The following is a 24,665-nucleotide window of genomic DNA, read 5'->3' as shown; positions in this document are numbered from 1 at the left end:
CGTTTACACCAACACGCCATCGCTGTTTGTGCACCGTGAACGCGCACGCTGATCCACTTCGCTTCCCGCCTGGATTCGTCTGGGGCGCCGCCACGGCCGCCTACCAGGTCGAAGGCTCGCCGCTGGCCGATGGCGCCGGCCCCAGCATCTGGCACCGCTTCAGCCACACGCCCGGCCGCGTGCGCGATGGCGACACCGGTGATGTGGCCTGCGACCACTACCGCCGCTACCCCGAGGACATCGCGCTGATGCGCTCGCTGGGCCTGCAGTCCTACCGCTTCAGCATCGCCTGGTCGCGCGTGCTGCCCGAGGGACGCGGGCGCATCAACCAGGCGGGTCTGGACCACTACGCGCGGGTGGTGGACGCGCTGCTGGAAGCCGGCATCGCGCCCAACATCACGCTCTACCACTGGGATCTGCCCGCCGCGCTGGACGACCGTGGCGGCTGGCTCAACCCCGACATCGCCGATTGGTTTGCCGACTACGCGACCCTGATGTTCCGCACCCTGGGCGACCGGGTGCCGCTGTGGAGCACCCTGAACGAGCCCTGGGTGGTGGCCGATGGCGGCTATATGCACGGCGTGCTGGCGCCGGGCCACCGCAGCGCCTTCGAGGCCGCGATCGCCGCCCACCACCTGCTGCTGGCCCATGGCCGCGGCGTGCAGGCCTTCCGCGCCAGCGGCGCGCGCGGCCAGATCGGCCTGGTGGTCAACCTGGAGCCCAAGTACCCGGCCAGCCACAGCCCGGCCGACCTGGCCGCCACGCTGCGCGCCGAGGCCTACATGAACCGCCAGTACCTGGACCCGGTGCTGCGCGGCACCCATGCCGAGGAACTGGCCGAGGTCTTCGGCGAGGCCTGGCCCGCGCCGCGACCCGCCGAGCAGATGGCGGTGATCCGCGAGCCGATCGACTGGCTGGGCGTCAACTACTACACCCGCAGCGTGGTGCGCGCCGACGAGTCGGCCTGGCCGCAGCGCGCCAGCGCGGTGCCGCAGCGCGGCGCGCTGCACACCGAGACCGCCTGGGAGGTCTACCCGCGTGGCCTGACCGACACCCTGACCTGGGTGAAGAACCGCTACGGCAACCTGCCGATCTACATCACCGAGAACGGCTCGGCCTTCTTCGATCCGCCCAGCGCTGAAGTCGATCCGCTGCCCGACCCGCTGCGCACCCAGACGCTGCACAAGCACCTGGCCGCGGTGCACGCCGCGATCGGTGCCGGCGTCGACGTGCGCGGCTACTACGCCTGGTCGCTGCTCGACAACCTGGAGTGGGCGCACGGCTACAGCAAACGCTTCGGCCTGCTGCACGTGGACTACGCCACCCAGCGCCGCACCCGAAAGGCCAGTGCGCTGGCCTATGCCGCGGTGATCGCGGCCAACGCACTCTGACAGGGGCAAGGCCATGGCTGTGACCATCAAGGATGTCGCCCGTGAAGCGCAGGTCTCGGTGGCCACGGTCTCGCGCGCGCTCAACGGCCACCCCAGCGTCACGCCCGAAACGCGGGCACGCATCCACAAGGTGGCCGCCGAGTTGCGCTTCACGCCTTCCAGCGCCGCACGCAGCCTGATCACCCGCCGCACCCACACCGTCGGCGCGCTGCTGCCCGACCTGCACGGCGAGTACTTCTCGGAGCTGATCCGCGGCATCGACCTGGCGGCCCGTGCGCGCGGCCTGCACCTGCTGCTGTCCAGCTCGCACGGCGACATGCAGGAGGCCGCTGCCGCCCTGCGGGCCATGCACGGCCGGGTGGACGGCCTGCTGCTGATGTCGCCGCAGGGCGACGGCCGGTTGCTGGAGGCCAGCCTGGCGCCGGGCCTGCCCGCGGTGCTGATCAACACCCGCCCCGGCGAGCAGAAGCTGGCCGCCTACGAGGTGGACAACCGCGGCGGCGCCCGCGCGATGGTGCGCCACCTGGCCGCGGCCGGCCACCGCCACATCGCCTTCATCGCCGGCCCCGAGCACAACCACGAGGCCGCCGAGCGCCTGGCCGGCTACCGCGAGGCCCTGGCCAAGGAACTGCCCGGCGCGGCCGAGCAGGTGCTGCCCGGCGACTTCACCGAAGAGGCCGGTCGCCGCGCCGGCCAGTTGCTGGCCGCGCTGTCGGCGCGCCCCTCTGCGGTGTTCGCCGCCAACGACATGATGGCCCTGGGCTGCCTGGGCGCGCTGCGCGACGCCGGACTGAAGGTGCCGCAGGACATCGCGCTGGCCGGCTTCGACGACGTGCCCATCGTGCGCTATGTGCAACCCGCGCTGACCACCGTGCGCGTGCCCATCGTCGAGCTGGGCACGCTGGCGCTGGAGGCCCTGGCGGCGGCCATCGAGTCGCCCGACAAGCCGGTGCCGCCGCGCCAGACGCTGCGCGCCGAGCTGGTGGTTCGCCAGAGCTGCCACGCCCCCTCTCCCGTCGCCGGGCGCCATGCGGGCGCCCCGTCGGTCGGCCCGTCCGGGCCGCACTGACGCCTTCCCTCTCGTCCCTCCCACCACCACAACACCCCGGAGACATCCCGATGAAGCAACCGAGAAAAGGTTTCCACAGACACGCGCTGGCTGCTGCGGTCGTGCTGGCACTGGCTGGCGCCGCCCAGGCACAGCTGAGCACCTCGACCCTCAAGGGCCAGGTCAATGCTGGCGCGGCCCTTGCGCAGGCGGGCGTCACCGTGGTGGCCGTGAGCAAGGACAACGGCAACACCTACCGCACCACCACCCGCGCCGACGGCAGCTATGTGCTCAGTGGCCTGGCACCAGGTCGCTACGAGATCCAGGTGGGTGGCCAGGGCGGCAACGAGGTCACGCTGCAGGTCGGCGAGACCGCCTCGCTGGACCTGAGCGCACCCGGAGCGGGCCAGCAGGTCACCATCATCGGCAGCGCCAACCGCCAGGCGGTGAAGGACTCGCAGGTCGGCACGCTGGTGTCACGCCGCATGATCGAGGCGATGCCGCAGACCAGCCGCAACTTCCTCAGCTCGGCCGACCTGGCCCCGGGCGTGGCCTTCAACGCGGACGGCAACGGCAACTCCAGCATCCAGGCGGGTTCGCAGAACTTCGACCACGTCAACGTCTTCATTGATGGCGTGGGCATGAAGAACAACATCCTGCGCGGCGGCCTGACCGGCCAGGACAGCTCGCGCGGCAACCCCTTCCCGCAGTCGGCGATCGCCGAATACAAGGTGCTGACGCAGAACTACAAGGCCGAGTTCGACCAGGTCAGCAGCGCGGCAGTCACGGCCATCACCAAGTCCGGCACGAACGACTTGCACGGCGAGGTCTACATCGACCGCACCGGCACCTCGATGCGGGCGATGACCCCGTTCGAAAAGGCCAACGAGGCCGCCGGCGTGCCCCTGCCCAGTTCCTCCAAGTCCGAGTATGGCTTCAGCCTGGGCGGACCGATCAAGCGCGACCAGGTGCACTTCTTCGTGGCCTACGACGGCAAGACGATCGATGACTCGCGCCAGTTCGTGCCGCAGAACCTGGACAAATACGACCCGACCAAGGGCGTGATCGCGCAGCTCAAGGCCGCCGAAGGCAACCAGGTCAACCGCTTCCGCGAACACCTGCTGTTCGGAAAGATCGACGCCCAGCTCGATGACGAGAACAAGCTCACCTTCAGCGCCAAGCTGCGCCGCGAATCCGACCTGCTGGCCGAGGACAAGCGCCTGAGCGCGCCCGACAACGTCAAGAACCGCAGCAACGACTCCAGCACGGTCGACCTCAAGCACGAGTGGGCCCGCGGTGACTGGCTGAGCGAGGCGCGGGTCGGCTACGAGGACTACAACTGGAACCCGCATTCCAACGCCACGGCGCCCTTCGTCAAGTACAAGTACTCGCCGACCAACCTGATTAACAACACCAGCGACATCGCCTTCGTCGGCGGCTCACCGGATGCGCAGGACCGGGGCCAGAAGGGCATGTTCGTCAGCGAGGACCTCACCTGGACAGGTCTCACCGGCCATGTCATCAAGGGCGGTGTCAAGCTCAAGAACATGAAGTACGACCTGGCGGGCACCGCCTTCAGTGTCGACACGGTCGAGACGGTGGTCGACACGACCACCGGCCTGCCCTTCTACAGCGGCGGCCTGTGCACCGGCACCAACATCACCAACGGCGGCCTCGACAGCGACCAGTGCCACATCCGCGCCGCCATCCCTGGTGCCGATGTGTCCTTCAGCAACCGCCAGCTGGGCCTGTACCTGCAGGACGACATCACGGTCACCCGGCAGCTTGAGCTGAACCTGGGCGTGCGCTGGGACTACGAGAGCAACATGCTCAACAACAGCTACGTGACGCCGGCTGACCGCGTGACCGCGCTGTACGCGCTGGATGGCCGCACCATCGGCGGCATCACCGCGCCGCCGGGCCAGACCTATGCGCAATCCCTGGCCAAGGGCGGCATCAACATCGCCGACTACATCTCCACCGGCAGCTCGCGCCAGGCCTTCAAGGGCGCGATCGCGCCGCGCCTGGGTGCCTCCTACGATGTCTTCGGTGACAAGGCCACGGTGGTCTTCGGCGGCTGGGGTCGCAGCTATGACCGCACGATGGCCAACCACGCGCTGGACGAGCTGCAGAAGAACAAGCAGCCCGGCGGCGAGATCTGGCTGATCAAGAACGACTTCAAGATGCCCTATGCCGACCAGTTCAGCCTGGGCCTGCGTCAGGCCGTGGCCGACTGGAACACCGAGGTGGCGCTGAGCCGCATCGACGCCAAGAACCAGTTCATCTGGTTCGGTGGCAACCGCGACCCCAACGGCGGCTACGGCACGCAAAGCCCGATCGACCCGCTGTGGGGCGGCCCGAACGGCTTTGGCACGCTGATCCTGGGCGACTTTGTCGGCGAGACCCGCACCACCGCGCTGCTGGTCAAGGCCGAGAAGCCCTACACCCGCAGCTCCGGCTGGGCGGTCAACGTGGCCTACACCTACAGCGATGCCCAGACCACCAGCCGCGAGTGGAACAACGACATCTTCGACTGGACCTATGGCCGCACCGGCGCGCGCGGCTGGAACCCGTCCACGCTGGTCGACAAACACCGTGTGGTCGTGGCCGGCCTGACCGACACGCTGCTGCCCTGGGGCATCACCCTGTCGGGCAAGATGACCTGGGGCAGCGGCAAGCCTCGGCGCATCACCAGTTGCGCCAATGGCTGGAACAACTGCGTCTCGGTCGAGGGCGAATCGCCCAGCTTCCGCCAGATCGACGTGGGACTGGCCAAGGACTTCTCGCTGGGCATGGGCCAGGCCACGCTGCGGCTGGATGTGCTGAACCTGTTCAACGTCGTCAACTACGGCGGCTTCGACGACTGGGGCGGTGGCCCCGTGGCGCCGGGGGGTCAGAAGAACGCGGTGGGCGGCGACAACCTGAACCTGGGCAAGCCGAACTCGGTGCGTGGCGATCCGCGCACCGTGCGACTGGCGATCGGCTACAAGTTCTGAGCGATCGCGGGGCCGGCGCCGTGCCGGCCCCCTGTCCATGCGAGACACTGCGGCGGTCGGACCGAGCACCGCAGTGGTCCCGCTCATCCTGACGACCGCCCCGTTGACGATGCCCCCCGTCCTCCCGCTCTCCCGCCGGCACTGGCTGGCCTGGGCCCTGTCCGGCCTGCTGCCGCTGCCGGCCCTGGCCAAGGCGCCCTCCGCTGAACCGGGCCTGCCGACCAGTGACGAGGCCCTGGTCGATGACCTGCTGGCCCGCACCATCGACTACTTCTGGGACACCACCCACCCGGTCAGCGGCCTGGCGCCCGACCGCTCCCCCCGTCGTCCGCGCATGGCCAGCACCGCGGCCACGGGCTTCGCGCTGGCCGCCTTCGTGGCCGCGGTGCAGTCAGGGCTGCGCAGCCGCGAGGCCGCCCGGGCCCGCTGCCTGGCGGCCGCGCGCTTCCTGGACCAGGCGCCGCAGGGCCCGCAGGCCAGCGGCATGGCCGGCCACCGCGGCTTCTTCTACCACTTCATCGACATCGAGCGCGGCACCCGCTTCGCACCCGGTGTCGAGCTCTCCAGCATCGACACGGCGTGGCTGCTGTCGGGCCTGCTGACGTCGCAGGCCTTCTTTGACGGCGACCACCCCGACGAGCGCGAACTGCGACAGCGCGTGCAGGCCATCCATGAGCGCATCGACTGGCCCTGGATGCAGCAGCGCGGCGGGCTGATCTGCATGGGCTGGAACCCCGAGCGCGGCTTCGCCGACTTCATCGATTACCTCGGCTACGACGAGGCCACGATGATGTATCTGCTGGCCCTGGGCTCGCCCACCCACCCGGCCGCGGCCTCGTCCTGGGACGACTACACGCGCACCTACAGCCGCAGCTGGGGCACCTTCATGGGCCAGACCCACCTGGGCGGCGCGCCCCTGTTCTGGCACCAGTTCAGCCACTGCTTCATCGACTTCCGTGGCATCCAGGATGCCTTCATGCGCGACAAGGGCCTGGACTACTTCGAGAACAGCCGCCGCGCCACGCTGGCGCAGCGGGCCTATGCCATCGCCAACCCGCAGGACTGGAACGACTACGGCGCCGATATCTGGGGCCTGACCGCCTGCGACGGCCCCGGCATGATCCAGGGCCCCGACCACCGCGGCCGCCGGCGGCAGTTCCACGACTACCGCGCCCGCGGCGCGGCCCTGGTGGGCACCTTCGATGACGGCACGCTGGCGCCCGCGGCCGGCCTGTCCAGCCTGCCCTTCGCCCCCGAGGTGGTGCTGCCGCTGCTTCGCGCGCTGCGCCAGCGCTTCGGCCACGTGATCTACAACCGCCACGGTTTCGTCGACAGCTTCAACACCAGCTTCCGCGTCGAGGGCGCCACGCTGTCCGACGGCCGCACCGTGCCCGGCTTCGGCTGGACCGGGACCGACCACATCGGCATCGACCAGGGCTCGATCGCGCTGGCCGCCGCCAACCACCGTCACGGCGGTCTGTGGCGCGTGATGCGCGGCGAGCCCACGCTGCGCCGCGGCCTGCTGCGCGCCGGCTTCACCGGCGGCTGGCTGGGATGAGCCTGCGGCGGCGTCACCTGCTGCTGGCGGCTGTACCGCTGGCCGGCTGCAGCCGGCCGGGCGCAGGCGAGCTGCGCTTCTGGGCCATGGGCCGCGAGGGCGAGGTGGTGGCCGAACTGCTGCAGGACTTCCGCGCCGAGCACCCCGGGATCCGCCTGCGCATCGAGCAGTTGCCCTGGAGCGCCGCCCACGAGAAGCTGCTGACCGCCTTCGCCGGCGACGCCACGCCCGACCTGGCCCAGCTGGGCAACACCTGGCTGCCCGAGTTCGCCGCGCTGGGCGCGCTGGAGCCGCTGGCGCCGTGGCTGGCGCAGGCCCCCGAGATCGACCCGGCGGACCATTTCGAAGGCATCTGGCGCACCAACCTGATCGACGGCACGCTGGTCGGTCTGCCCTGGTACGTCGACACCCGGCTGCTGTTTTACCGCCGCGACCTGCTGGCCCAGGCCGGCTTTGATCACCCCCCTGCCGACTGGGCCGAATGGCAGCGCATGCTGCGCGCCATCCGCCGGCGCGTCGGCCCGGCGAACTACGCGGTGCTGCTGCCGCTGAACGAATACGACCCGATCGTCGCCCTGGGCCTGCAGCAGGACGAGCCGCTGCTGCGCGACAACGCCACCCGCGGCCACTTCCGCAGCCCGGGCTTTCGCCGCGCCTGGGACTACTTCCTGTCGCTGTACCGCGAGCAGCTGGCGCCGCCGGCCAGCAACCAGGAGATCGCCAACGTCTGGAACGAGTTCGGCCGCGGCTACTTCAGCTTCTACATCAGCGGGCCCTGGCAGATCGGTGAGTTCCGCCGCCGCCTGCCGCCCGCGCTGCAGGCCAGCTGGGCCACGGCGCCGCTGCCCGGCCCCGAGGGCACGCGCGGCCCCGGTGCGTCGATCGCCGGCGGCGCCAGCCTGGCGATGTTCCGCCGCTCGACCCACAAGCCCGAGGCCTTCGCGGTGATGCGCTACCTGGCGCGGCCCGAGGTGCAGCAGCGCTTCCACGCGATGACCGGCAACCTGCCGCCCCGGCGCAGCGCCTGGACCGGCGGCACCTTGGCCAGCGACGAGCCCACGCAGGCCTTCCGCACCCAGCTGGAGCACGTGCGCCCGGTGCCGCAGGTGCCCGAATGGGAGCGCATCGCGACCGAGCTGAAGCTGGTGCTGGAGCAGGTGGTGCGCGGCACGATGGCCCCCGAGACCGCACTGGCGGTGCTGGATGGGCGCACCGACCGCCTGCTGGAGAAGCGCCGCTGGATGCTGGCGCGCCACGGAGGCGCCGCATGAGGTTCAAGCCGCTCGACTGGGCCGGCTGGCTGTTCGTGGCCCCGGCGGTGATGGCCATCGCGGTGTTCTTCGCGCTGCCGGTGCTGGCGGCGCTGGCCCTGAGCTTCACCGATTTCGACATCTACGCGCTGGCCTCACTGGACAACCTGCGCTTCGCCGGCTTGCGCAACTACACCCAACTGCTGGCCACGCCGCTGTTCTGGCAGGCGTTGGGCAACACCGCCTTCTTCGTGGCGGTGGGGGTGCCGCTGTCAATCGGCGCCTCATTGGGCGCGGCGCTGCTGCTGAACTCGCCGCTGGTGCGTGCGCGGGCCTTCTTCCGCACCGCACTGTTCGCCCCGGTGGTGACCACGCTGGTGGCGGTGGCGGTGGTCTGGAAGTACCTGCTGCACACGCGCTACGGCCTGCTCAACCACGGTCTGGCGTGGCTGGGCATTGACGCGATCGACTGGCTGGGCCAGCCTGCCACCGCCATGCCGGCCATCGTGCTGATGTCGGTGTGGAAGAACTATGGCTACAACATGGTGATCCTGCTGGCCGGGCTGCAGGCCATCCCGAAGGAGCTGTACGAGGCCGCGCAGCTTGAAGGCGCCACCCGCTGGCAGCAGCTGCGTCACATCACGCTGCCGCAGCTGGCACCGATGCTGCTGATGGTCAGCATCCTCACGATGGCCGGCCACTTCCAGCTCTTTGCCGAGCCCTATGTGATGACGCAGGGCGGGCCGGCGCAGCGCACCGTCACCGTCCTCTACTTCATGTACGAGGAAGGCTTCAAGTGGTGGAGCCTGGGCGCAGCCTCGGCCGTGGCATTCGTGCTGTTCCTGGTGATGTTCGCGCTGACGCGGCTGCAACTGTGGGCGGCGCGGCGCCAGGAAGGTGCGGCATGACCCGTCGCACCGTGTCCATCCTGCTGCACGCCGCCTTGCTGCTGATTGCCGCGCTGACGCTGGCGCCGCTGGCCTGGATGGTGGCCGCCTCGCTGATGGCGCCCGGCGAGGCCAGCACCTTCCCGCCGCCGCTGTGGCCCGCGCAGCCCACGCTGCAACACTACCGCGCGCTGTTCAGTGGCGACGGCATGGGCCAACCGTTCCTCAACAGCCTGGGGCTGGCGCTGGGCGCCACCGCGCTGTCGCTGCTGTTCAACCTGAGCGCCGGCTACGCCTTTGCCAAACTGCGCTTCAAGGGCCGCGACACGCTGTTTCGCGCGCTGCTGGGCGCGCTGGTCATCCCGGCGCAGGTGGCCATGCTGCCGCTCTTTCTGATGCTCAAGAACCTGGGCCTGGTCAACACCTTCGCCGGTGCACTGGTGCCCTGGCTGGCCAGCGTGTTCGGCATCTTCCTGGTGCGCCAGTACGCGCTGGGCATCCCGGACGAGCTGATCGAGGCGGCGCGCCTGGACGGCGCCAGCGAGTGGCGCATCTTCCGCTCGGTGGTGCTGCCGCTGCTGGCGCCGGTGGTGGTGACGCTGGCGCTGCTGACCTTTCTGGGCGCCTGGAACGACTTCATGTGGCCGCTGATCGTGCTGACCGACCGCGAGTTGCAGACGCTGCCGGTGGCCCTGGCCGGCCTGTCGCGCGAGCATGTGCAGGACACCGAGCTGATGATGGCCGGCGCGGTGCTCACCGTGCTGCCGGTGCTGGGCCTGTTCCTGGCGCTGCAGCGTTTCTACATGCAGGGGCTGCTGATGGGCAGCGTCAAGCAATGAGGCGGGCCGCCCTGATCCTGCTGCTGGCCGGCAGTGCCGTGCAGGCCGCCAGCACCCGCGTGCTGGACGATTTCCGCCACCCCGGCGCCTGGCGCGCCGAGGCCTCGGACCAGGTACGCGCCACGCTGCGTCATGACGCCCGCGGCGGCCTGTGCCTGGCCTACGACTTCAACGGCGTCTCCGGCTATGCGGTGGCGCGGCGCGCGCTGGCGATCGACTGGCCCGCCCATCCGGCGCTGGCGCTGCGCCTGCACGGCACGGGCGGCGCCAACGACATCCAGCTGAAGTTCGTCGATGCCAGCGGCGAGAACGTCTGGTGGCACCGTCGCGCCAACACGCCGCCGCCGGCGCAGCCCAGCGAGTGGCGCATCCCCGGCCGTGCGTTGACATTCGCCTGGGGCCCCACGGCCGACAAGTCGCTGCGCCGCACCGCCGGGCTGGAGCTGGCCGTGGCCGCCGGCCGGGACGGTGGACGCGGTGAGGTCTGCCTGCAGCAGCTCTCGCTGACCGCGCAGGACCCGCCGCCCGCCACCTGGCCCGCCCCCACGGCGCGGGCCGACCGTGACGCCGCCGAGGCCGCGGCGACCCTGGACGGCGATGCCGGCACCGCCTGGTCCCCCGGCCCCGGCCGCGCCACGCTGCAGATCGACCACGGCACCGTGCGCGAACTGGACGGCGTGGCCCTGCACTGGTGGAAGGGCGGCACGCAAGCCAGAACGCTGCGCCTGGAGGCGTCCGATGACGGTCGCCACTGGCGACTGCTGCGCCGGGTCGACGGCGCGCAGGGCCCGATCGACACCCTGCACCTGCCCGACGAGCGCGCGCGCCACCTGCGCCTGGTGCAGCTGAAGGGCGGTGACGCGCTGGCCGAGCTGCAGCGCATCGAGCCCGGCGCCTGGCCCGACACCAACGCCATGCTCAAGACCCGCGCGCTGGCGCTGCCGCGCGGCACGCTGCCCCGCGCCTTCCTGAACGAGCAGAGCTACTGGACCGTGGTGGGCGTGGACGGCGGCGGCGCCCGCTCGGGCCTGCTGGACGAGGATGGCGCCGCCGAGGCCGGCGTGTCCGGATTCAGCCTGGTGCCCGCGCTGCGCCTGGCCGACGGCACGCGCATCGACTGGGCCGCGGTGCAGGCCTCGCACCAGCTGCGGGACGGCTTCCTGCCGATGCCCTCGGTGCATTGGCAGCATCCCCAGGCGCAGCTGTCGATCGCTGCCGCCGCCGACGGCCCTGCCCCCTCCCCGGTGATGTGGCTGCGCTACCGCGTGCAGGCCCCGCCGGGTGCGCCGCTCAAGGGGGCGCTGGTGCTCGGTCTTCGCCCCTGGCAAGTCAACCCGCCGCAGCAGTTCCTCAACACGCCCGGCGGTGCGGTGCCCCTGCGCCGGCTGGCCTGGCGCGACCAGCAATGGTGGGTCGATGGCCAGCCCCGCATGCGCGCACTGCAGGCGCCGGACGCGGTGGAACTGCGCGCCTTCGACGCTGGCCTGGCCGAGGGCGAGGCACCCGGTGTCGCGCGCGAGATCACCGATCCCCAGGCACTGGCCTCCGGCGCGCTGGCCTGGACGCTCGACCTGGCGCCGGGCGAGGCCCGCACGATCGCGGTGGCCGTGCCGCTGGGCCAGGCCGCGGTGCCGCCCGAGACCATGGCCGGTCTGGACGCCCGCTTCGAGCGCATCGCCACCGCCTGGCGCCAACGCCTGGGCGCCGTCACGCTGCAGCTGCCCGCCGCCGCGCAGCGGGTGGCCGACAGCCTGCGCAGCGCGATGGCGCAGATCCTGATCAGCCGCGATGGCCCGGCGCTGCAGCCGGGCACCCGCAGCTACGCGCGCAGCTGGATCCGCGACGGCGCGATGATGGTGGAGGGTCTGCTGCGCGCGGGCGAAGCGGAGGCCTCGCGCGACTTCGTCGACTGGTTCGGCGAGCGCCTGTTCGCCAACGGCAAGGTGCCCTGCTGCATCGACCGCCGCGGCGCCGACCCGGTGCCCGAGAACGACAGCCACGGCCAGTACCTGCATGCGGTGATGCTGGTGTGGCAGCACACCGGTGACCGCGCCTTCCTGCAGCGCCACTGGCCACGCGTGCAGCGCGTGGTGGCCTACATGGAATCGCTGCGCCAGAGCGAGCGCACCGATGCCAACCGCGCCCCCGGCCGTGACGCCTTCTTCGGCCTGATGCCCGCCTCGATCAGTCACGAGGGCTACTCCGAGAAACCCATGCACTCGTACTGGGACAACTTCTGGGCGCTGCGCGGCTACCGCGACGCACCGGCGCTGGCCCGGGCGATGGGCGACCCTGCCAGCGCCACCCGCTGGGCCGGCTGGCGCGACGAGTTCGCCACCGACCTGCGCACCTCCATCGCCCGCGCGATGCAGGCCAAGGGCATCACCTTCATTCCCGGCGCCGCCGAACTGGGCGACTTCGATGCCACCTCCACCACCGTGGCCCTCAGCCCCGCGCAGGCCGATGACCTGCTGCCCGCCGAATGGCTGCAGGCCACCTTCGAGCGCTACTGGCAGGAGGCCGAGGCGCGCCGCCTGGGTCAGCGCGACTGGGCCGACTACACGCCCTACGAGTTGCGCAGCGTCGGCGCACTGCTGCGCCTGGGCCAGGGCGAGCGCGCCTGGCAGTTGCTGGACTTCTTCTTCGCCGACCAGCGCCCCGCCGGCTGGAACCAGTGGGCCGAGGTGGTGATGCGCCGCCCGCGACAGGTGCACTTCCTGGGCGACATGCCGCACGCCTGGGTCAGCTCCGACTACCTGCGCAGCGCACTGGATGCACTGGCCTACGAGCGCGAGCACGACCGCAGCCTGGTGATCGGCGCGGGCCTGCGCGCCGCCTGGCTGGGTGAACCCTGGGCAGTGCGCGGTCTGCGCACCTCGCACGGTCCGCTGGGCTGGTCGCTGACACCCATGACCGGTGGCTGGACGCTGGCCGTGCAGGCGCTGGATGCCCCCCCTGCCGGCGGCCTGCGCCTGCGCTGGCCCGAGGGCGCGCCGCTGCCCACCGCCCGCGATGCCCAGGGCCAGACGCTGCCCTGGCAGGGCCGCGAACTGGCGCTGCCCGCGCCGCCGCTGACGATCACGCTGGAGTCCACGCGATGACGCTCCCCCGCCGACACGTGCTTCAACTGGGCCTGGCCGGCCTCACCCTGCCGCCGCTGGCGGCCTGCACCACCATGACCCCCCCCACCCCGGGCCTGCACGCGCAGGCCGCCGACGTCCAGGTGCTGGTGCGCGCGCGCCTGCGCTACTGGCTGTACCTGCCGCGCGCCGTGGCCACCGAGCCCACGCGCCGCTGGCCACTGATGTTCTTCCTGCACGGCTCCGGCGAGCGCGGCAAGGACCTGCAGGCGGTGCGCGTGCACGGACCGCTGAAGACCTTGGACCGGCAGGACGATTTCCCCTTCCTCGTCGTCGGGCCGCAGCTGGAACCCGGCACCGCCTGGGACGCCCACCTGCTGCACGCGCTGCTGCAGCACCTGCTGCCCACGCTGCCCGCCGACCCGGACCGCGTGGTCTGCACCGGCCTGTCGATGGGCGGCTTCGGCACCTGGGCCTGGGCGGCGGAGTACCCACGCGATCTGGCCGCGATCGCCCCGATCTGCGGCTACGGCGACGAGGACCGCGTGGAGGCGCTGAAGGACATGCCGGTCTGGGCTTTCCACGGCGACGCCGACGACGCGGTGCCGATCGGCCCGCACCGCGCGCTGATCGCCGCGCTGCGCGCCGCCGGCGGGCAGCCGCGCTTCACCGAATACCCCGGCGTGGGCCACGACAGCTGGACCCGCGCCTACGACACCCCCGAACTGCTGCGCTGGCTGCTGGCCCAGCGCCGCCGCTGATTCCTGCATGAGCGCTCCCATCTGCACCGACCTGCGCGTCACCAGCCCCGCCGGGCTGGATGGCCTGTTCACCGCCCATGGCAGCCTGCGGCGGCTGCAGGCGCGGGGCCTGAGCATCAACCAGCACGCGGCCAGCGCGCACGAGGCCGGTCCGCACGGGCTGTGGCTGCGTCGCCTGAGCAGCACCGGGCCGAAGGCGGTGCCGCTGCTGGGTCCGCGCAGCCCGTCCACCGTGCACGCCGACGCGCTGGGGCTGCATGCCCAGGGCCGCTGGGAGGCCCTGGCCTGGCGCGTGCACCTGGTGCCCTCGGCCACCGACACCGCGTGGTTCTGGCATGTGGAGCTGCACAACGAGGGCCCCGACACGCTGCAGCTGGATGCGCTGCACGCGCTGGACCCTGGCCTGGCGCCCTGGGGCGCGGTGCGCACCAACGAGTACTACGTCAGCCACTACCTGGACCACCAGCCGCTCACGCACCCGCGCCACGGCACCGTGCTGGCCACCCGGCAGAACCTGGCCGTCGAGGGCCGCCACCCCTGGCTGCTGCTGGGCTCGCTGCGGCGCTGCGTGGCCTGGGCCACCGACGGCCTGCAGTGGTGGGGCCGCGGCGCAGACGACAACGCAGGCGGCGACGCAGCGGCGCTGCGGCAGGGCCTGCCGGCGCAGCGCCTGCAGCATGAACACGCGCTGCTGGCGCTGCAGGACGAGGCGCTGACCCTGCCGCCAGGTGCGCGGGCGCAACTGGGATTCTTCGCCCTGCTGCTGGCCGATCACCCGGCGGCCAGCGGCCCGGCCGACCTGGCCTGGGTGGACACGGTGACGGCGATGGCCGAGGCCCACTGCCCGCCGGCGCCACCGGCCTGGCCGGCGACCGCCGCCGCGCCGCGCAGCCTCTTCAGCAGCGCCCCCGCACTGGCCTGCCACGCGCCCGATGACGCCACGCTGCAGGCCTGGGTGCCCGGCGAGCGCCGGCATGAGGAGCGCAACGCCGAGGGCCGGTTGCTGTCCGCCTTCGTCGGGGCGCAGCACCTGGTGACCCCCGCCAAGGCGCGCCAGGTGCTGCGCCCGCACGGCCACCTGCTGCGCAGTGGCGACGCGCTCGACCCCGACGAGTCCGCACTGACCAGCACCTGCTGGATGGGCGGCGTGTTCCACTCGATGGTCACCCAGGGCCATGTGGGCATCAACCGCTGGCTGGGCACGGTGCGCGGCTACCTGGGCCAGTTCCGCAGCCAGGGCCTGCGCCTGTTCGTCGAGACCGCTGGCGGCTGGCGCCTGCTGGACCAGCCCAGCGCCTTTGCGATGACGCCCGACAGCGCGCGATGGTGGTACCGGCATGACGGCGGACTGATCGAGGTGCGCGCCGGCCTGCAGCACCGCCCGCATGCGCTGACGCTGGACTGGCGCGTGGCCGAGGGCGCGCCGCTGCGCGTGCTGCTGGCACTGCAGGTGGCGATCGACGGCGACGACGGGGTCGACGCCACCACACCGCGCTGGGCCCGTGACGGCCACGCCCTGCATGTGTTCACCCGCCCGGGCACACCCTTGGGCGAGCGCTTCCCGCTGGGCCGCTTCACGCTGCGCGCCACCCCCGGCACGGTGCTCGAAGCGATCGATGACGACCGCCTGCTGTTCGACAGCGGCCGCCCGCAGGGCACGCCCTGGCTGGCGCTGCGCTGCGCGCCCGCCAGGGCCGGCGGCTGCACGCTGCACGGGGGACTGGTCGAGGCCGCGCCCCCCGCTGCCGCCGCACTGCCCCCCAGCCCGCTGGCCGAGGTGACCGCGCCGCCCGGCCAGGACCTGCCGCAGCGGCTGGCCACCATCCTGCCCTGGTTCCAGCACAACGCGCTGGTGCACTTCCTGGCGCCGCGCGGGCTGGAGCAGTTCAGCGGCGGCGGCTGGGGCACGCGCGATGTCTGCCAGGGACCGGTCGAATTGCTGCTGGCGCTGCAGCGCACCGGCCCCGTGCGCACCCTGCTGCGTCAGGTCTTCAGCGCCCAGGACCGCAGCGGCGACTGGCCACAGTGGTTCATGTTCTTCGAGCGCGAACGGGAGATCCGCGCCGGCGACTCGCACGGCGACATCGTCTACTGGCCGCTGCTGGCGCTGGGCCAGTACCTGATTGCCAGCGGCGACTTCGCGCTGCTGGACGAGCCACTGCCCTACCACCAGGACGGCCCGCCCGAGACGCTGTGGCAGCACGCCCAGCGCGCGCTGGCCATCACCGAGGCCCGCGTGCTGCCCGGCACGCTGCTGGCGGCCTACGGCCATGGTGACTGGAACGACGCGCTGCAGCCCGCCGATCCCGCGCTGCGCGAGCACCTGTGCAGCAGTTGGACCGTCACGCTGCACCACCAGGTGCTCACCACGCTGTCATGCGCGCTGCAGCAGGCCGGTCGCCCCGAGGCCGCGGCGCTGGCCGAGCGCGCCCAGGCGGTGCGCGAAGCGTTCCGCCAGCACCTGATCGCCGACGGCCAGATCGCCGGCTACCTGCTGCGCCCGCCCGGTCAGCCGCCCGAGTGGCTGCTGCACCCGCGCGACACGCGCACCGGCGTGCGCCACAGCCTGCTGCCGATGATGCACGCCATCCTCAACGACCTGCTGACGCCCGAGGAGGCCCACCACCATGTCGCACTGATCAGGCAGCACCTGATGGGCCCCGACGGCGCCCGCCTGTTCGACGCTCCGCTGCCCTACCGCGGCGGCCCACAGACGCTGTTCCAGCGCGCCGAGAGCAGCAGCTATTTCGGCCGCGAGATCGGCCTGATGTACACCCACGCCCACCTGCGCTGGGCCGAGGCGCTGGCCCACCTGGGGGATGCCGACGGCTTCGCCGAGGCGCTGGGTCTGGCCACCCCGGTGGACCTGCACCGGCGCCTGCCCCAAGGGGCCCCGCGCCAGGCCAACTGCTACTACAGCAGCAGCGATGCGCTGTTCAGCGACAGGTATGAGGCCCAGGACCACTACGACCGCATCGCCCGTGGCGAGGTACCGCTGGAGGGCGGCTGGCGCGTCTACTCCAGCGGTGCGGGCATCGCGCTGTCACTGGTGATCCGCCAGTTCCTGGGCATCCGCCTGGAGCACGACGCAGTGGTGATCGACCCGGTGATGCCGGCAGCGATGGATGGGCTGGAGGTGACGCTCACCCTGAACGGCCAGCGGTGGTCCGTGCGCTACCGGGTGGGCGCTCAGGGTTGCGGCGTGCGGGGCGTGTCCGTTGAAGGGCACGCCCTGGCATTCCGGCGCCGCCCCCATGGCTACCGGGCCGGGGCCGTGTCCATCGACCGGGCAGTCTGGTCCGAGGCCGCGCCGGCAGGAACACCCGTGGCGGTCGAGATCGTGATCGGGTGAGCGGGATGACCGCGCCTGGGCGGCCCACGCCAGGGCCTTGCTCCGCCGTGGCCATCATCACAACGCCCGATGGTTCCAACACCCACCTGGGCCTAGGCTCGGGCCGGTGTCCATTCCCTGGAGATCTTGATGCGTCACGCTCAGATCCTGCTCCCTCTCGTCCTGTTGCTGTCCAGCAGCGGACCGGCCCACGCCCAGGTCTATGTGGATGTCAAGGCCCACGCCGTCGGAGGAAGCTTGGGGAGCCAGCCGCCCTACGATCTGACCGAGCACAACGTCGGCAATGCGCTGTCGACCTACACCGCAGCCGCGGAGGGCGGCTTGGCTGACGGTTTCTGGTCTCGATGCAGCACCAGCGCGTCCTTCGGCCGGGTGCAGACGTCGGTCGCCAGCGCCAACTACCCCTTGACCATGATCGGCAGCGCCAGCTGCGAGGCCAACGCATGGGTCTTCGACGGGATCATTGCGGCCGCACCCGGTGTCGCGGTGGGCGAGCCGATGACCTACACGGCCAAGGTCAGCCTGAGTACCAGCACGCCAGGCCCGATGGACGATTTCCACTTCGTGGGCGTGTGCATCGGTCTGGCGGGCAAGAGCGTCTGCAGCGATGTCTCCGGAACCGTCCCCGACGTCTCGGGCACAGTGTCGGTGCGCGTCAAGACCACGGCAGGCACCCGGCTCCCGCTGTACCTGTCGGTGAGCAGCCGGGTGCGCGGCGACTTCTGGGGCACCCGGTCCCCGTCCGCGGGGATCGACAAGATGGTCCGGCTGAAGATGTCATCCAACAAGACCGGCGCCAACATCACCGGAGAGTCGGGCTACACCTACCAGTAGCGGGCCTCAGTCCCAGGGCGCGGATTCTTCGGCCGCGGTCGCGACCGCGGCGGGCTCGCTGGCCGGCACCGCCGGCCCCGCGCTCTCATCCAGCTCGCCGTCCAGCGCCTCGATCAGCTCGGCCACCAGCGGCGCCAGCTCGCCGGTGGCGATCGCGGCGTCGGCGTCGAAGGCTTCCTCGGGCGCGGTCTGGGAACCCTTGGTGGATTCGAAGACCACATCGTCGAAGGCGATGCGCTTGACCTGCAGCGTGTCGGTCAGGATGAAGGCCACGCGGCCGCGCCAGCCCAGCGCCAGCTTGGTGGCCTGCTTGCCGGCCTTGATGTGCTCGCGCACCTCGTCGATGTCGAGGTGGTGGCGGGTGTAGCGCACGGTGGCGCGCACTTCATCAGGCGCCTTCAGCTCGCACTCGCGCTCCAGGTGGAACGGGGCCGGGGCTTCGCCCTCCAGCAGCCAGGCGGCCATCGCGGCGGCGGGCGACAGCGTGGTCTGCAGCGCGCGCACGCCGAAACCGGGCAGCGCCTTGGTCAGCAGTGTCACCACGTCCTCGGCACGCTTGGCGCTGCTGGCATCCACCATCAGCGCGCGGGCCTGGGGGTCGATCCAGATGCGGGTCGCGCCCTGGCGGGTGAAGGCCTGGGGCAGCAGCTCCAGCGTGGCCTGGTCCTTGAGCTCGCGCTTCTCGCGCTTGCCGGGCTGGCGGCCGGTCTGCTGCTCGATCTGCTCGGCCAGTTCATCGACGCGGCGCTTGACCACGGCCGAGGGCAGCAGGCGCGACTCGGTCTGCAGCTTCAGCAGCCACTGGCCGCCCACCAGCTCCAGCAGCGGGCCATGGGCCTGGCCACGCGGCTCGACGAAGCCGGCCGAGACCGGCTGCGTCAGGCCGCAGGGCATGAAGCGCGCGGCCTGCAGCGCGGCCTCGGCAGCGGTGGCATCGGGCTGCCACTCGGGGGCCAGGCGGTAGACGATCAGGTTCTTGAACATGGCATGGCACCGCCGCAGCGGTGCAGCAGGAGAAGCCGTCCCGGGGCGGGGCTCAGCGTGTGGAGGTGCCCGGAGGCGCGGAGAACAGCTTGGCGGCGCGGCCCTTCAGCTCCAGCAGTTCGCTGGGCGTGACCGAGTAGCGCTGGCCCACCACGTCCACCTCGATGCGGAACTCCACGTCCTTCTTGCCATTGCTCAGGACGCCGCTGGTGAAATCGTAGCTCTCGTCTTCGGCGGGGAAGCCCTCATAGGGCGGATCGTTGCTGTCGGAGAGCTTGACGTCGAAGATCTCGCCGCTGGCGAGGTCGAGGATGCCGGTGGACTCGACGATGTCGTCGTCGAGTTCGTCGATGATGCGGATCGGAAGCTTCAGGTCCAAGGGAGGTGCCTTCGGGGGCGAGGAAAAGATCGCGCGATTTTACGCGGTCCCCCCGCGCCGCAGCGGCGGCAGCTGCACCGGCGCGCTGCGCCAGATGTCCTGGGCGTACTCGCCGATCGTGCGGTCGGCGCTGAAGAATCCCATGCCGGCGACGTTCAGCACCGCCTTGCGGGTCCACTCGTCGGCGCTGCGGTACAGCGCGTCCACCTGGTCCTGGGTGTCCACATAGCTGCGGTAGTCGGCCAGCAGCAGGTAGTGGTCGCCCCAGTTCACCAGGGTGTCGTAGACGGCCTGGTAGCGCTCGGGTTCTGTCGGGCTGAAGACGCCGCTGCGGATGGCCTCGAGTGCGGCGCCCAGCTCGCCATCCTTCTCCACCCACTCGCGCGGGTGGTAGCCGCGCGCCTTCAGCTCGGCCACCTCGGGCGTGGTGTGGCCGAAGATGAAGATGTTGTCGGGGCCGACGTGCTCGCGCATCTCCACGTTGGCACCGTCCAGCGTGCCGATGGTCAGCGCGCCGTTCAGGGCGAACTTCATGTTGCCGGTGCCGCTGGCCTCGGTGCCGGCGGTGCTGATCTGCTCGGACAGGTCGGCCGCCGGGATGATGACCTCGGCCAGGCTGACGCTGTAGTTGGGGATGAAGACCACCTTGAGCTTGTCGCCCACGCGCGGGTCGGCGTTGACGACGCGGGCGACATCGTTGATCAGGCGGATCACGTTCTTGGCCATCACATAGGCCGAGGCGGCCTTGCCCGCGAAGACCACCACGCGCGGCACCCAGTTGCCGTCCGGATGGGCCAGGATGCGCTGGTAGCGGGTGATGACATGCAGCACATTGAGCAGCTGCCGCTTGTACTCGTGGATGCGCTTGACCTGCACATCGAACAGCGCGTCGGGGTTCAGCGCCACGCCCAGCTGGCGCGCCACCAGCGCCGCCAGGCGCTCCTTGTTCTGCCGCTTGACGCGCCGGAAGGCGCCCAGGAAGCCGGGCAAGTCGAGTGCGCCCTTCAGGCCCGAGAGCTCGTCCAGGTGGCGGCGCCAGCCATGGCCGATGCGGCTGTCCAGCAGCGTGGCCAGGCCGGGGTTGGCATGGGCCAGCCAGCGCCGCGGCGTGACGCCATTGGTCTTGTTGTTGAAACGCTCCGGCCACAGGCGCGCGAAGTCGGCAAAGATGCTCTGCTGCATCAGGTCCGAGTGCAGCGCCGAGACGCCATTGACCGAGTGGCTGGCCACCACCGCCAGGTAGGCCATGCGCACGCGGCGCTCGCCCGATTCATCGATCAGCGACAGGCGGCGCATCAGCTCCACGTCGTGCCCGTGGGTGCGGGTGAGCTCGCCCAGGAAATGCGCGTTGATGTCGAAGATGATGCGCAGGTGGCGTGGCAGCACGCGGCCGAACATGTCGATCGGCCAGGTCTCCAGCGCCTCGTGCATCAGCGTGTGGTTGGTGTAGCTGAAGACCTTCTGGCACAGCGCCCAGGCCTGGGCCCAGGGCAGACGGTGCTCGTCCAGCAGCACACGCATCAGCTCGGGGATGGCCAGCACCGGGTGGGTGTCGTTCAGGTGGATGCTGACCTTGTCGGCCAGGCGCTCGAAGCTGGCGTGGGTGCGCAGGTAGCGGCGCACCAGGTCCTGCACGCTGGCGCTGACGAAGAAGTACTCCTGGCGCAGGCGCAGTTCGCGCCCTGACAGCGTGGAGTCGTCCGGGTAGAGCACCCGCGAGACGTTCTCGCTGTGGTTCTTGCTTTCCACCGCGCCGAAGTAGTTGCCCTGGTTGAAGGCCCGCAGGTTCATCTCCTCGGTGGCCTTGGCGCTCCACAGGCGCAGCGTGTTGGTGGCCAGCGTGCCGTAGCCAGGGACGATGGTGTCGTAGGCCATGGCCAGCACGTCTTCGGTGTCGACCCAGCGCACCACCGTGGCGGCGCCGCTGCCCTGCTCTTCCAGCCGGCCGCCAAAGCGCACGCGGAAGGTCACCTCGGGCCGCGGGAACTCCCAGGGGTTGCCGTTCTTCAGCCAGTAGTCGGGCGACTCCACCTGGCGACCATCCTGGATCAGCTGGCGGAACATGCCGTAGTCATAGCGGATGCCGTAGCCGAAGCCGGGCACGCCCAGCGTGGCCATGGAATCGAGGAAGCAGGCCGCCAGCCGGCCCAGGCCGCCGTTGCCCAGCGCGGCGTCGGGCTCCAGCTCGAAGAGGGCGTCCACGTCCACTTCCAGCTCGGTCAGCGCCTGCTTCAGCGGCTTGAGCAGGTCGGTGGCCAGCAGGGCGTTGCCGAAGGCGCGGCCCATCAGGAATTCCATCGACAGGTAGTAGACGCGCTTGACGTCCTGCGCGTACTGCGCACGCGTGGTGGTCATCCAGCGCTCGACCAGGTGGTCGCGCACCGCGTAGGCGGCCGCCTGCAGCCAGTCCTCGGGGCGGGCCGAGATCGGGTCCTTGCCCACCTGGTACATCAGCTTGTTGGCGATCGCGCGCTTGAGCGCGGGCACATCGGCGGCCAGGTGGTCGTACTGGGTTTCGAACTGGTTGAGGTCCATGGTCAGCGGCGGGCGTCGGTGATCAGGTGGTAGAGGTGGAGGTAGTCGCGGGCGGCCGGTTGCCAGTCGTGGCGACGGGCCATGGCGGTGCGCTGCACCGCTTTCCAGTCGGCCTTGCGCTGGTGCAGGGCCTGGGCGCGGCGCAGCGCAGCGTCCAGGGCCGCCGGGTCGAAGGCGTCGAAGACGATGCCGGTGGCCGTGCCGTCGGCCAGGTTCTCGAGGGCGCAATCGGTGACGGTGTCGGCCAGGCCGCCCACGCGACGCACCACCGGCAGCGTGCCGTAGGCCAGGCCATAGAGCTGGGTCAGGCCGCAGGGCTCGAAGCGCGAGGGCACGACGATCGCGTCGGCGCCGGCAATCAGGCCGTGGGCAAAGGGCTCGTCATAGCCGATGCGCACCGCCGCAGCCCTCGGGTGTGCGGCCGCCAGGTCGCGGAAGGCCTGCTCCATCCAGGCGTCGCCGCTGCCCAGCAGCGCGAACTGAGCGCCGCGCTCCAGCAGTGCCGGCAGCGCCTGCAGCATCAGGTGCAGGCCTTTTTGTTCGGTCAGGCGGCTGACCACGCAGAACAGCGGCGCCGCGGCGTCCTCGGTCAGGCCGAGCTGCTGCTGCAGCGCCGCCTTGCAGCGCGCCTTGCCGGCCAGCCTGGCGGCGTCGTAGCGGGCGGGGATCAGCGCATCGGTGGCCGGATGCCAGACTGCCGGATCGACGCCGTTGAGCACCCCGTGCAGCACCTCGGCGCGGGCTCGCAGCAGGCCGTCCAGGCCCATGCCCTGCTCCGGGTGCTGGATCTCGCGGGCGTAGCTGGGGCTGACGGTGCTCAGCCGGTCGGCGTAGTACAGGCCGGCCTTCATGAAGTTGACCCGGCCCCAGAACTCCAGGCCCTCGGGCTGGAACTGCACCGCGGGCAGGCCCAGCGACGGGAACAGCGCGGCGTCGAAGTCGCCCTGGTAGGCCAGGTTGTGGATGGTGTAGAGCGCCCCGGCGCGCACGCCCAGCGCCCGCATGCAGGCGGGCGCCAGTCCGGCGTGCCAGTCGTGGGCGTGCACGACCTGCGGCGTCCAGAAGTGGTCGACACCGGCGGCCAACTCCGCCGCGGCCCAGCCCAGCCGGGCAAAGCGCAGGTGGTTGTCGCCCCAGGGCTGCTGGCGGGCGTCGGCGTAGGGGCCGCCCTCGCGCTGGTACAGGTCCGGGGCGTCGATCACATAGGCCCGAACGCCGCCGCAGGCCGGCAGCAGGCCGGTCAGCAGACGCGCGGCGGGCACCTGGCCGCGTGCGGGCAGCCAGCCCACCTCCTGGGCGTCCTGCAGGCCCGCCAGGATGGGCGCAAAGCCCGGCAGCAGCACCCGGGGATCGGCCCCTTCGGCCACCAGGGCTCCCGGCAACGCGCCGGCCACGTCGGCCAGCCCGCCGGTCTTCAGCAGCGGGAAGATCTCGGCGCAGACCTGCAGGATGCGGGGAGCGGCAGCCATCAGAGCTGGGCCAGACGGTCGCGCGTGACCAGCACGATGCCGCCCTCGCTGCGGTGGAAGCGCTTGGCATCCAGCACCGGGTCTTCGCCGATCACCAGGCCCTCAGGCAGGCGGCAGCGGCGGTCGATCACCACATTGCGCAGCCGGCAGCCGCGTGAGATGTGCACATCGGGCAGCACCACGCACTTCTCCAGCCGGCAGAAGCTGCGCACCAGCACGTTGGAGAACAGCACCGAGTCCTTGACCGTGGCGCCCGAGACGATGCAGCCACCCGAGACCAGCGAGTTGATCGCCTGGCCGACACGTCCGGTGTCGGCCTCGTCGTGGACGAACTTGGCCGGCGGCAGCTGTTCCTGGTAGGTCCAGATCGGCCAGTCGCGGTCGTACATGTTCAGCTCGGGCGTCACCGAGGCCAGGTCCAGGTTGGCCGCCCAGTACGCGTCCACTGTGCCCACGTCGCGCCAGTAGGGCCGCGAGTACGGCGGGTTGGCGATCGCCGACAGGCCGAAGGGGTGGGCCAGCGCCTGGCCCTCGGCCACCGCCTTGGGGATCAGGTCCTTGCCGAAGTCGTGGCTGGAATCGGGGTTGGCGGCGTCCTCGTCCAGCAGCCGGTAGAGGTAGTCGGCGCTGAAGATGTAGATGCCCATGCTGGCCAGCGACATCGCCGGGTTGCCCGGCATGGCGGGCGGATCGGCCGGCTTCTCGATGAAGGCGGTGATGCGGCGGCTGTCGTCGATGGCCATCACGCCGAAGCCGCTGGCGTCTTCACGCGGCACCTCGATGCAGCCCACGGTGACGCCTCGGCCGCCGGCCACATGGTCGGCCAGCATCACCGAGTAGTCCATCTTGTAGATGTGGTCGCCGGCCAGGATGACGATGTAGTCGGGCGGGGTGGAGTTGCGGATGATGTCCAGGTTCTGCCAGATCGCATCGGCGGTGCCGCGGTACCAGTCCTCCTCGTTGCGGCGCTGCTGGGCCGGCAGCAGGTCGACGAACTCGTTCATCTCGTTGCGCATGAAGCTCCAGCCGCGCTGCAGGTGGCGCAGCAGCGAGTGGGACTTGTACTGTGTGATCACGCCAATGCGGCGCAGCCCCGAGTTGACGCAGTTCGACAGCGCGAAGTCGATGATGCGGAACTTGCCGCCGAAGTGCACCGCCGGCTTGGCGCGGCGGTCGGTCAGGTCTTTCAGGCGCGAACCGCGGCCACCGGCCAGCACCAGGGCCAGGGTGCGGCGGGCCAGGCTGCGGGGATCGGGCGTGGACGGGGCGCTGCTCATGGGTGTCTCCTCGGTCTTCTCGGAC

16 protein-coding genes are annotated in these 24,665 nt (G+C 71.1%); 11 read left to right on the top strand and 5 right to left on the bottom strand.

The window, feature by feature from the left end:
• Positions 1 to 35: 35 nt before the first annotated feature.
• From KAK03_RS05250 to KAK03_RS05200, 11 genes are all read left to right on the top strand, one after another.
• Entirely contained in the window at positions 36 to 1,391 is a 1,356-nt protein-coding gene (locus tag KAK03_RS05250) for a GH1 family beta-glucosidase (protein ID WP_210852128.1), read from the top strand.
• 13 nt (positions 1,392 to 1,404) lie between these two features.
• Positions 1,405 to 2,460: a LacI family DNA-binding transcriptional regulator gene (locus KAK03_RS05245; RefSeq protein ID WP_210852127.1), complete on the top strand. Its 1,056-nt coding sequence runs from the start codon at positions 1,405 to 1,407 to the stop codon at positions 2,458 to 2,460.
• A gap of 50 nt (positions 2,461 to 2,510) precedes the next feature.
• Entirely contained in the window at positions 2,511 to 5,435 is a 2,925-nt protein-coding gene (locus KAK03_RS05240) for a TonB-dependent receptor (RefSeq protein WP_210852126.1), read from the top strand.
• Positions 5,436 to 5,544: 109 nt separating this feature from the next.
• Positions 5,545 to 6,993: a glucoamylase family protein gene (locus tag KAK03_RS05235; protein ID WP_210852125.1), complete on the top strand. Its 1,449-nt coding sequence runs from the start codon at positions 5,545 to 5,547 to the stop codon at positions 6,991 to 6,993.
• On the top strand, positions 6,990 to 8,264 hold the full coding sequence (locus KAK03_RS05230; RefSeq protein WP_210852124.1) for a sugar ABC transporter substrate-binding protein: 1,275 nt from the start codon (positions 6,990 to 6,992) through the stop codon (positions 8,262 to 8,264). The genes KAK03_RS05235 and KAK03_RS05230 overlap by 4 nt, the downstream gene beginning before the upstream one ends.
• The gene (locus KAK03_RS05225; RefSeq protein WP_210852123.1) at positions 8,261 to 9,151 is read left to right on the top strand and encodes a carbohydrate ABC transporter permease; all 891 of its coding nucleotides are present in this window, start codon (positions 8,261 to 8,263) and stop codon (positions 9,149 to 9,151) included. The genes KAK03_RS05230 and KAK03_RS05225 overlap by 4 nt, the downstream gene beginning before the upstream one ends.
• Entirely contained in the window at positions 9,148 to 9,969 is an 822-nt protein-coding gene (locus KAK03_RS05220; RefSeq protein WP_210852122.1) for a carbohydrate ABC transporter permease, read from the top strand. The genes KAK03_RS05225 and KAK03_RS05220 overlap by 4 nt, the downstream gene beginning before the upstream one ends.
• Positions 9,966 to 13,070: a discoidin domain-containing protein gene (locus KAK03_RS05215; RefSeq protein WP_210852121.1), complete on the top strand. Its 3,105-nt coding sequence runs from the start codon at positions 9,966 to 9,968 to the stop codon at positions 13,068 to 13,070. Before KAK03_RS05220 ends, KAK03_RS05215 begins: the two co-directional genes overlap by 4 nt.
• The gene (locus tag KAK03_RS05210; protein ID WP_210852120.1) at positions 13,067 to 13,810 is read left to right on the top strand and encodes a carboxylesterase family protein; all 744 of its coding nucleotides are present in this window, start codon (positions 13,067 to 13,069) and stop codon (positions 13,808 to 13,810) included. Before KAK03_RS05215 ends, KAK03_RS05210 begins: the two co-directional genes overlap by 4 nt.
• A gap of 7 nt (positions 13,811 to 13,817) precedes the next feature.
• Positions 13,818 to 17,162 carry a GH36-type glycosyl hydrolase domain-containing protein gene (locus tag KAK03_RS05205; RefSeq protein ID WP_210852119.1) on the top strand — a complete coding sequence of 1,115 codons (3,345 nt, stop codon included), beginning with the start codon at positions 13,818 to 13,820 and terminating at the stop codon, positions 17,160 to 17,162.
• A gap of 129 nt (positions 17,163 to 17,291) precedes the next feature.
• Complete coding sequence (locus tag KAK03_RS05200) at positions 17,292 to 17,996, top strand: hypothetical protein (protein ID WP_210852118.1); 705 nt, start codon at positions 17,292 to 17,294, stop codon at positions 17,994 to 17,996.
• 6 nt (positions 17,997 to 18,002) lie between these two features.
• On the opposite strand, the gene KAK03_RS05195 is transcribed toward KAK03_RS05200, so the two are convergent.
• The 5 genes from KAK03_RS05195 to glgC are packed head-to-tail and all read right to left on the bottom strand — an operon-like array spanning position 18,003 to position 24,640.
• Entirely contained in the window at positions 18,003 to 18,980 is a 978-nt protein-coding gene (locus tag KAK03_RS05195) for a recombination-associated protein RdgC (RefSeq protein WP_210852117.1), read from the bottom strand.
• A gap of 52 nt (positions 18,981 to 19,032) precedes the next feature.
• Positions 19,033 to 19,359 (bottom strand): hypothetical protein, encoded by a 327-nt coding sequence (locus KAK03_RS05190; RefSeq protein ID WP_210852116.1) that lies wholly within the window; start codon positions 19,357 to 19,359, stop codon positions 19,033 to 19,035.
• A gap of 39 nt (positions 19,360 to 19,398) precedes the next feature.
• Positions 19,399 to 21,894, bottom strand: coding sequence for a glycogen/starch/alpha-glucan phosphorylase (locus tag KAK03_RS05185; RefSeq protein WP_210852115.1), 2,496 nt, complete (start codon positions 21,892 to 21,894; stop codon positions 19,399 to 19,401).
• A gap of 2 nt (positions 21,895 to 21,896) precedes the next feature.
• Entirely contained in the window at positions 21,897 to 23,363 is a 1,467-nt protein-coding gene (gene glgA / locus KAK03_RS05180) for a glycogen synthase GlgA (RefSeq protein ID WP_210852114.1), read from the bottom strand.
• The gene (gene glgC, locus KAK03_RS05175) at positions 23,363 to 24,640 is read right to left on the bottom strand and encodes a glucose-1-phosphate adenylyltransferase (RefSeq protein ID WP_210852113.1); all 1,278 of its coding nucleotides are present in this window, start codon (positions 24,638 to 24,640) and stop codon (positions 23,363 to 23,365) included. Before glgC ends, glgA begins: the two co-directional genes overlap by 1 nt.
• Positions 24,641 to 24,665 lie beyond the last annotated feature (25 nt).

Origin of the sequence: Ideonella alba (genome assembly GCF_018069845.1) — a bacterium.
Lineage (GTDB): Bacteria > Pseudomonadota > Gammaproteobacteria > Burkholderiales > Burkholderiaceae_C > Ideonella > Ideonella alba.
Note: the sequence above shows the minus strand (reverse complement) of the source record. Positions and strands in the feature narration are given on the sequence as shown.

What these genes read in the sequence shown, in the direction of transcription:
- KAK03_RS05245 (WP_210852127.1), top strand. Translation starts at nt 1,405, where the DNA reads ATGGCTGTGACCATCAAGGATGTCGCCCGTGAAGCGCAGGTCTCGGTG.
- KAK03_RS05240 (WP_210852126.1), top strand. Translation starts at nt 2,511, where the DNA reads ATGAAGCAACCGAGAAAAGGTTTCCACAGACACGCGCTGGCTGCTGCG.
- KAK03_RS05235 (WP_210852125.1), top strand. Translation starts at nt 5,545, where the DNA reads ATGCCCCCCGTCCTCCCGCTCTCCCGCCGGCACTGGCTGGCCTGGGCC.
- KAK03_RS05230 (WP_210852124.1), top strand. Translation starts at nt 6,990, where the DNA reads ATGAGCCTGCGGCGGCGTCACCTGCTGCTGGCGGCTGTACCGCTGGCC.
- KAK03_RS05225 (WP_210852123.1), top strand. Translation starts at nt 8,261, where the DNA reads ATGAGGTTCAAGCCGCTCGACTGGGCCGGCTGGCTGTTCGTGGCCCCG.
- KAK03_RS05220 (WP_210852122.1), top strand. Translation starts at nt 9,148, where the DNA reads ATGACCCGTCGCACCGTGTCCATCCTGCTGCACGCCGCCTTGCTGCTG.
- KAK03_RS05215 (WP_210852121.1), top strand. Translation starts at nt 9,966, where the DNA reads ATGAGGCGGGCCGCCCTGATCCTGCTGCTGGCCGGCAGTGCCGTGCAG.
- KAK03_RS05210 (WP_210852120.1), top strand. Translation starts at nt 13,067, where the DNA reads ATGACGCTCCCCCGCCGACACGTGCTTCAACTGGGCCTGGCCGGCCTC.
- KAK03_RS05205 (WP_210852119.1), top strand. Translation starts at nt 13,818, where the DNA reads ATGAGCGCTCCCATCTGCACCGACCTGCGCGTCACCAGCCCCGCCGGG.
- KAK03_RS05200 (WP_210852118.1), top strand. Translation starts at nt 17,292, where the DNA reads ATGCGTCACGCTCAGATCCTGCTCCCTCTCGTCCTGTTGCTGTCCAGC.
- KAK03_RS05195 (WP_210852117.1), bottom strand. Translation starts at nt 18,980, where the DNA reads ATGTTCAAGAACCTGATCGTCTACCGCCTGGCCCCCGAGTGGCAGCCC.
- KAK03_RS05185 (WP_210852115.1), bottom strand. Translation starts at nt 21,894, where the DNA reads ATGGACCTCAACCAGTTCGAAACCCAGTACGACCACCTGGCCGCCGAT.
- glgA (WP_210852114.1), bottom strand. Translation starts at nt 23,363, where the DNA reads ATGGCTGCCGCTCCCCGCATCCTGCAGGTCTGCGCCGAGATCTTCCCG.
- glgC (WP_210852113.1), bottom strand. Translation starts at nt 24,640, where the DNA reads ATGAGCAGCGCCCCGTCCACGCCCGATCCCCGCAGCCTGGCCCGCCGC.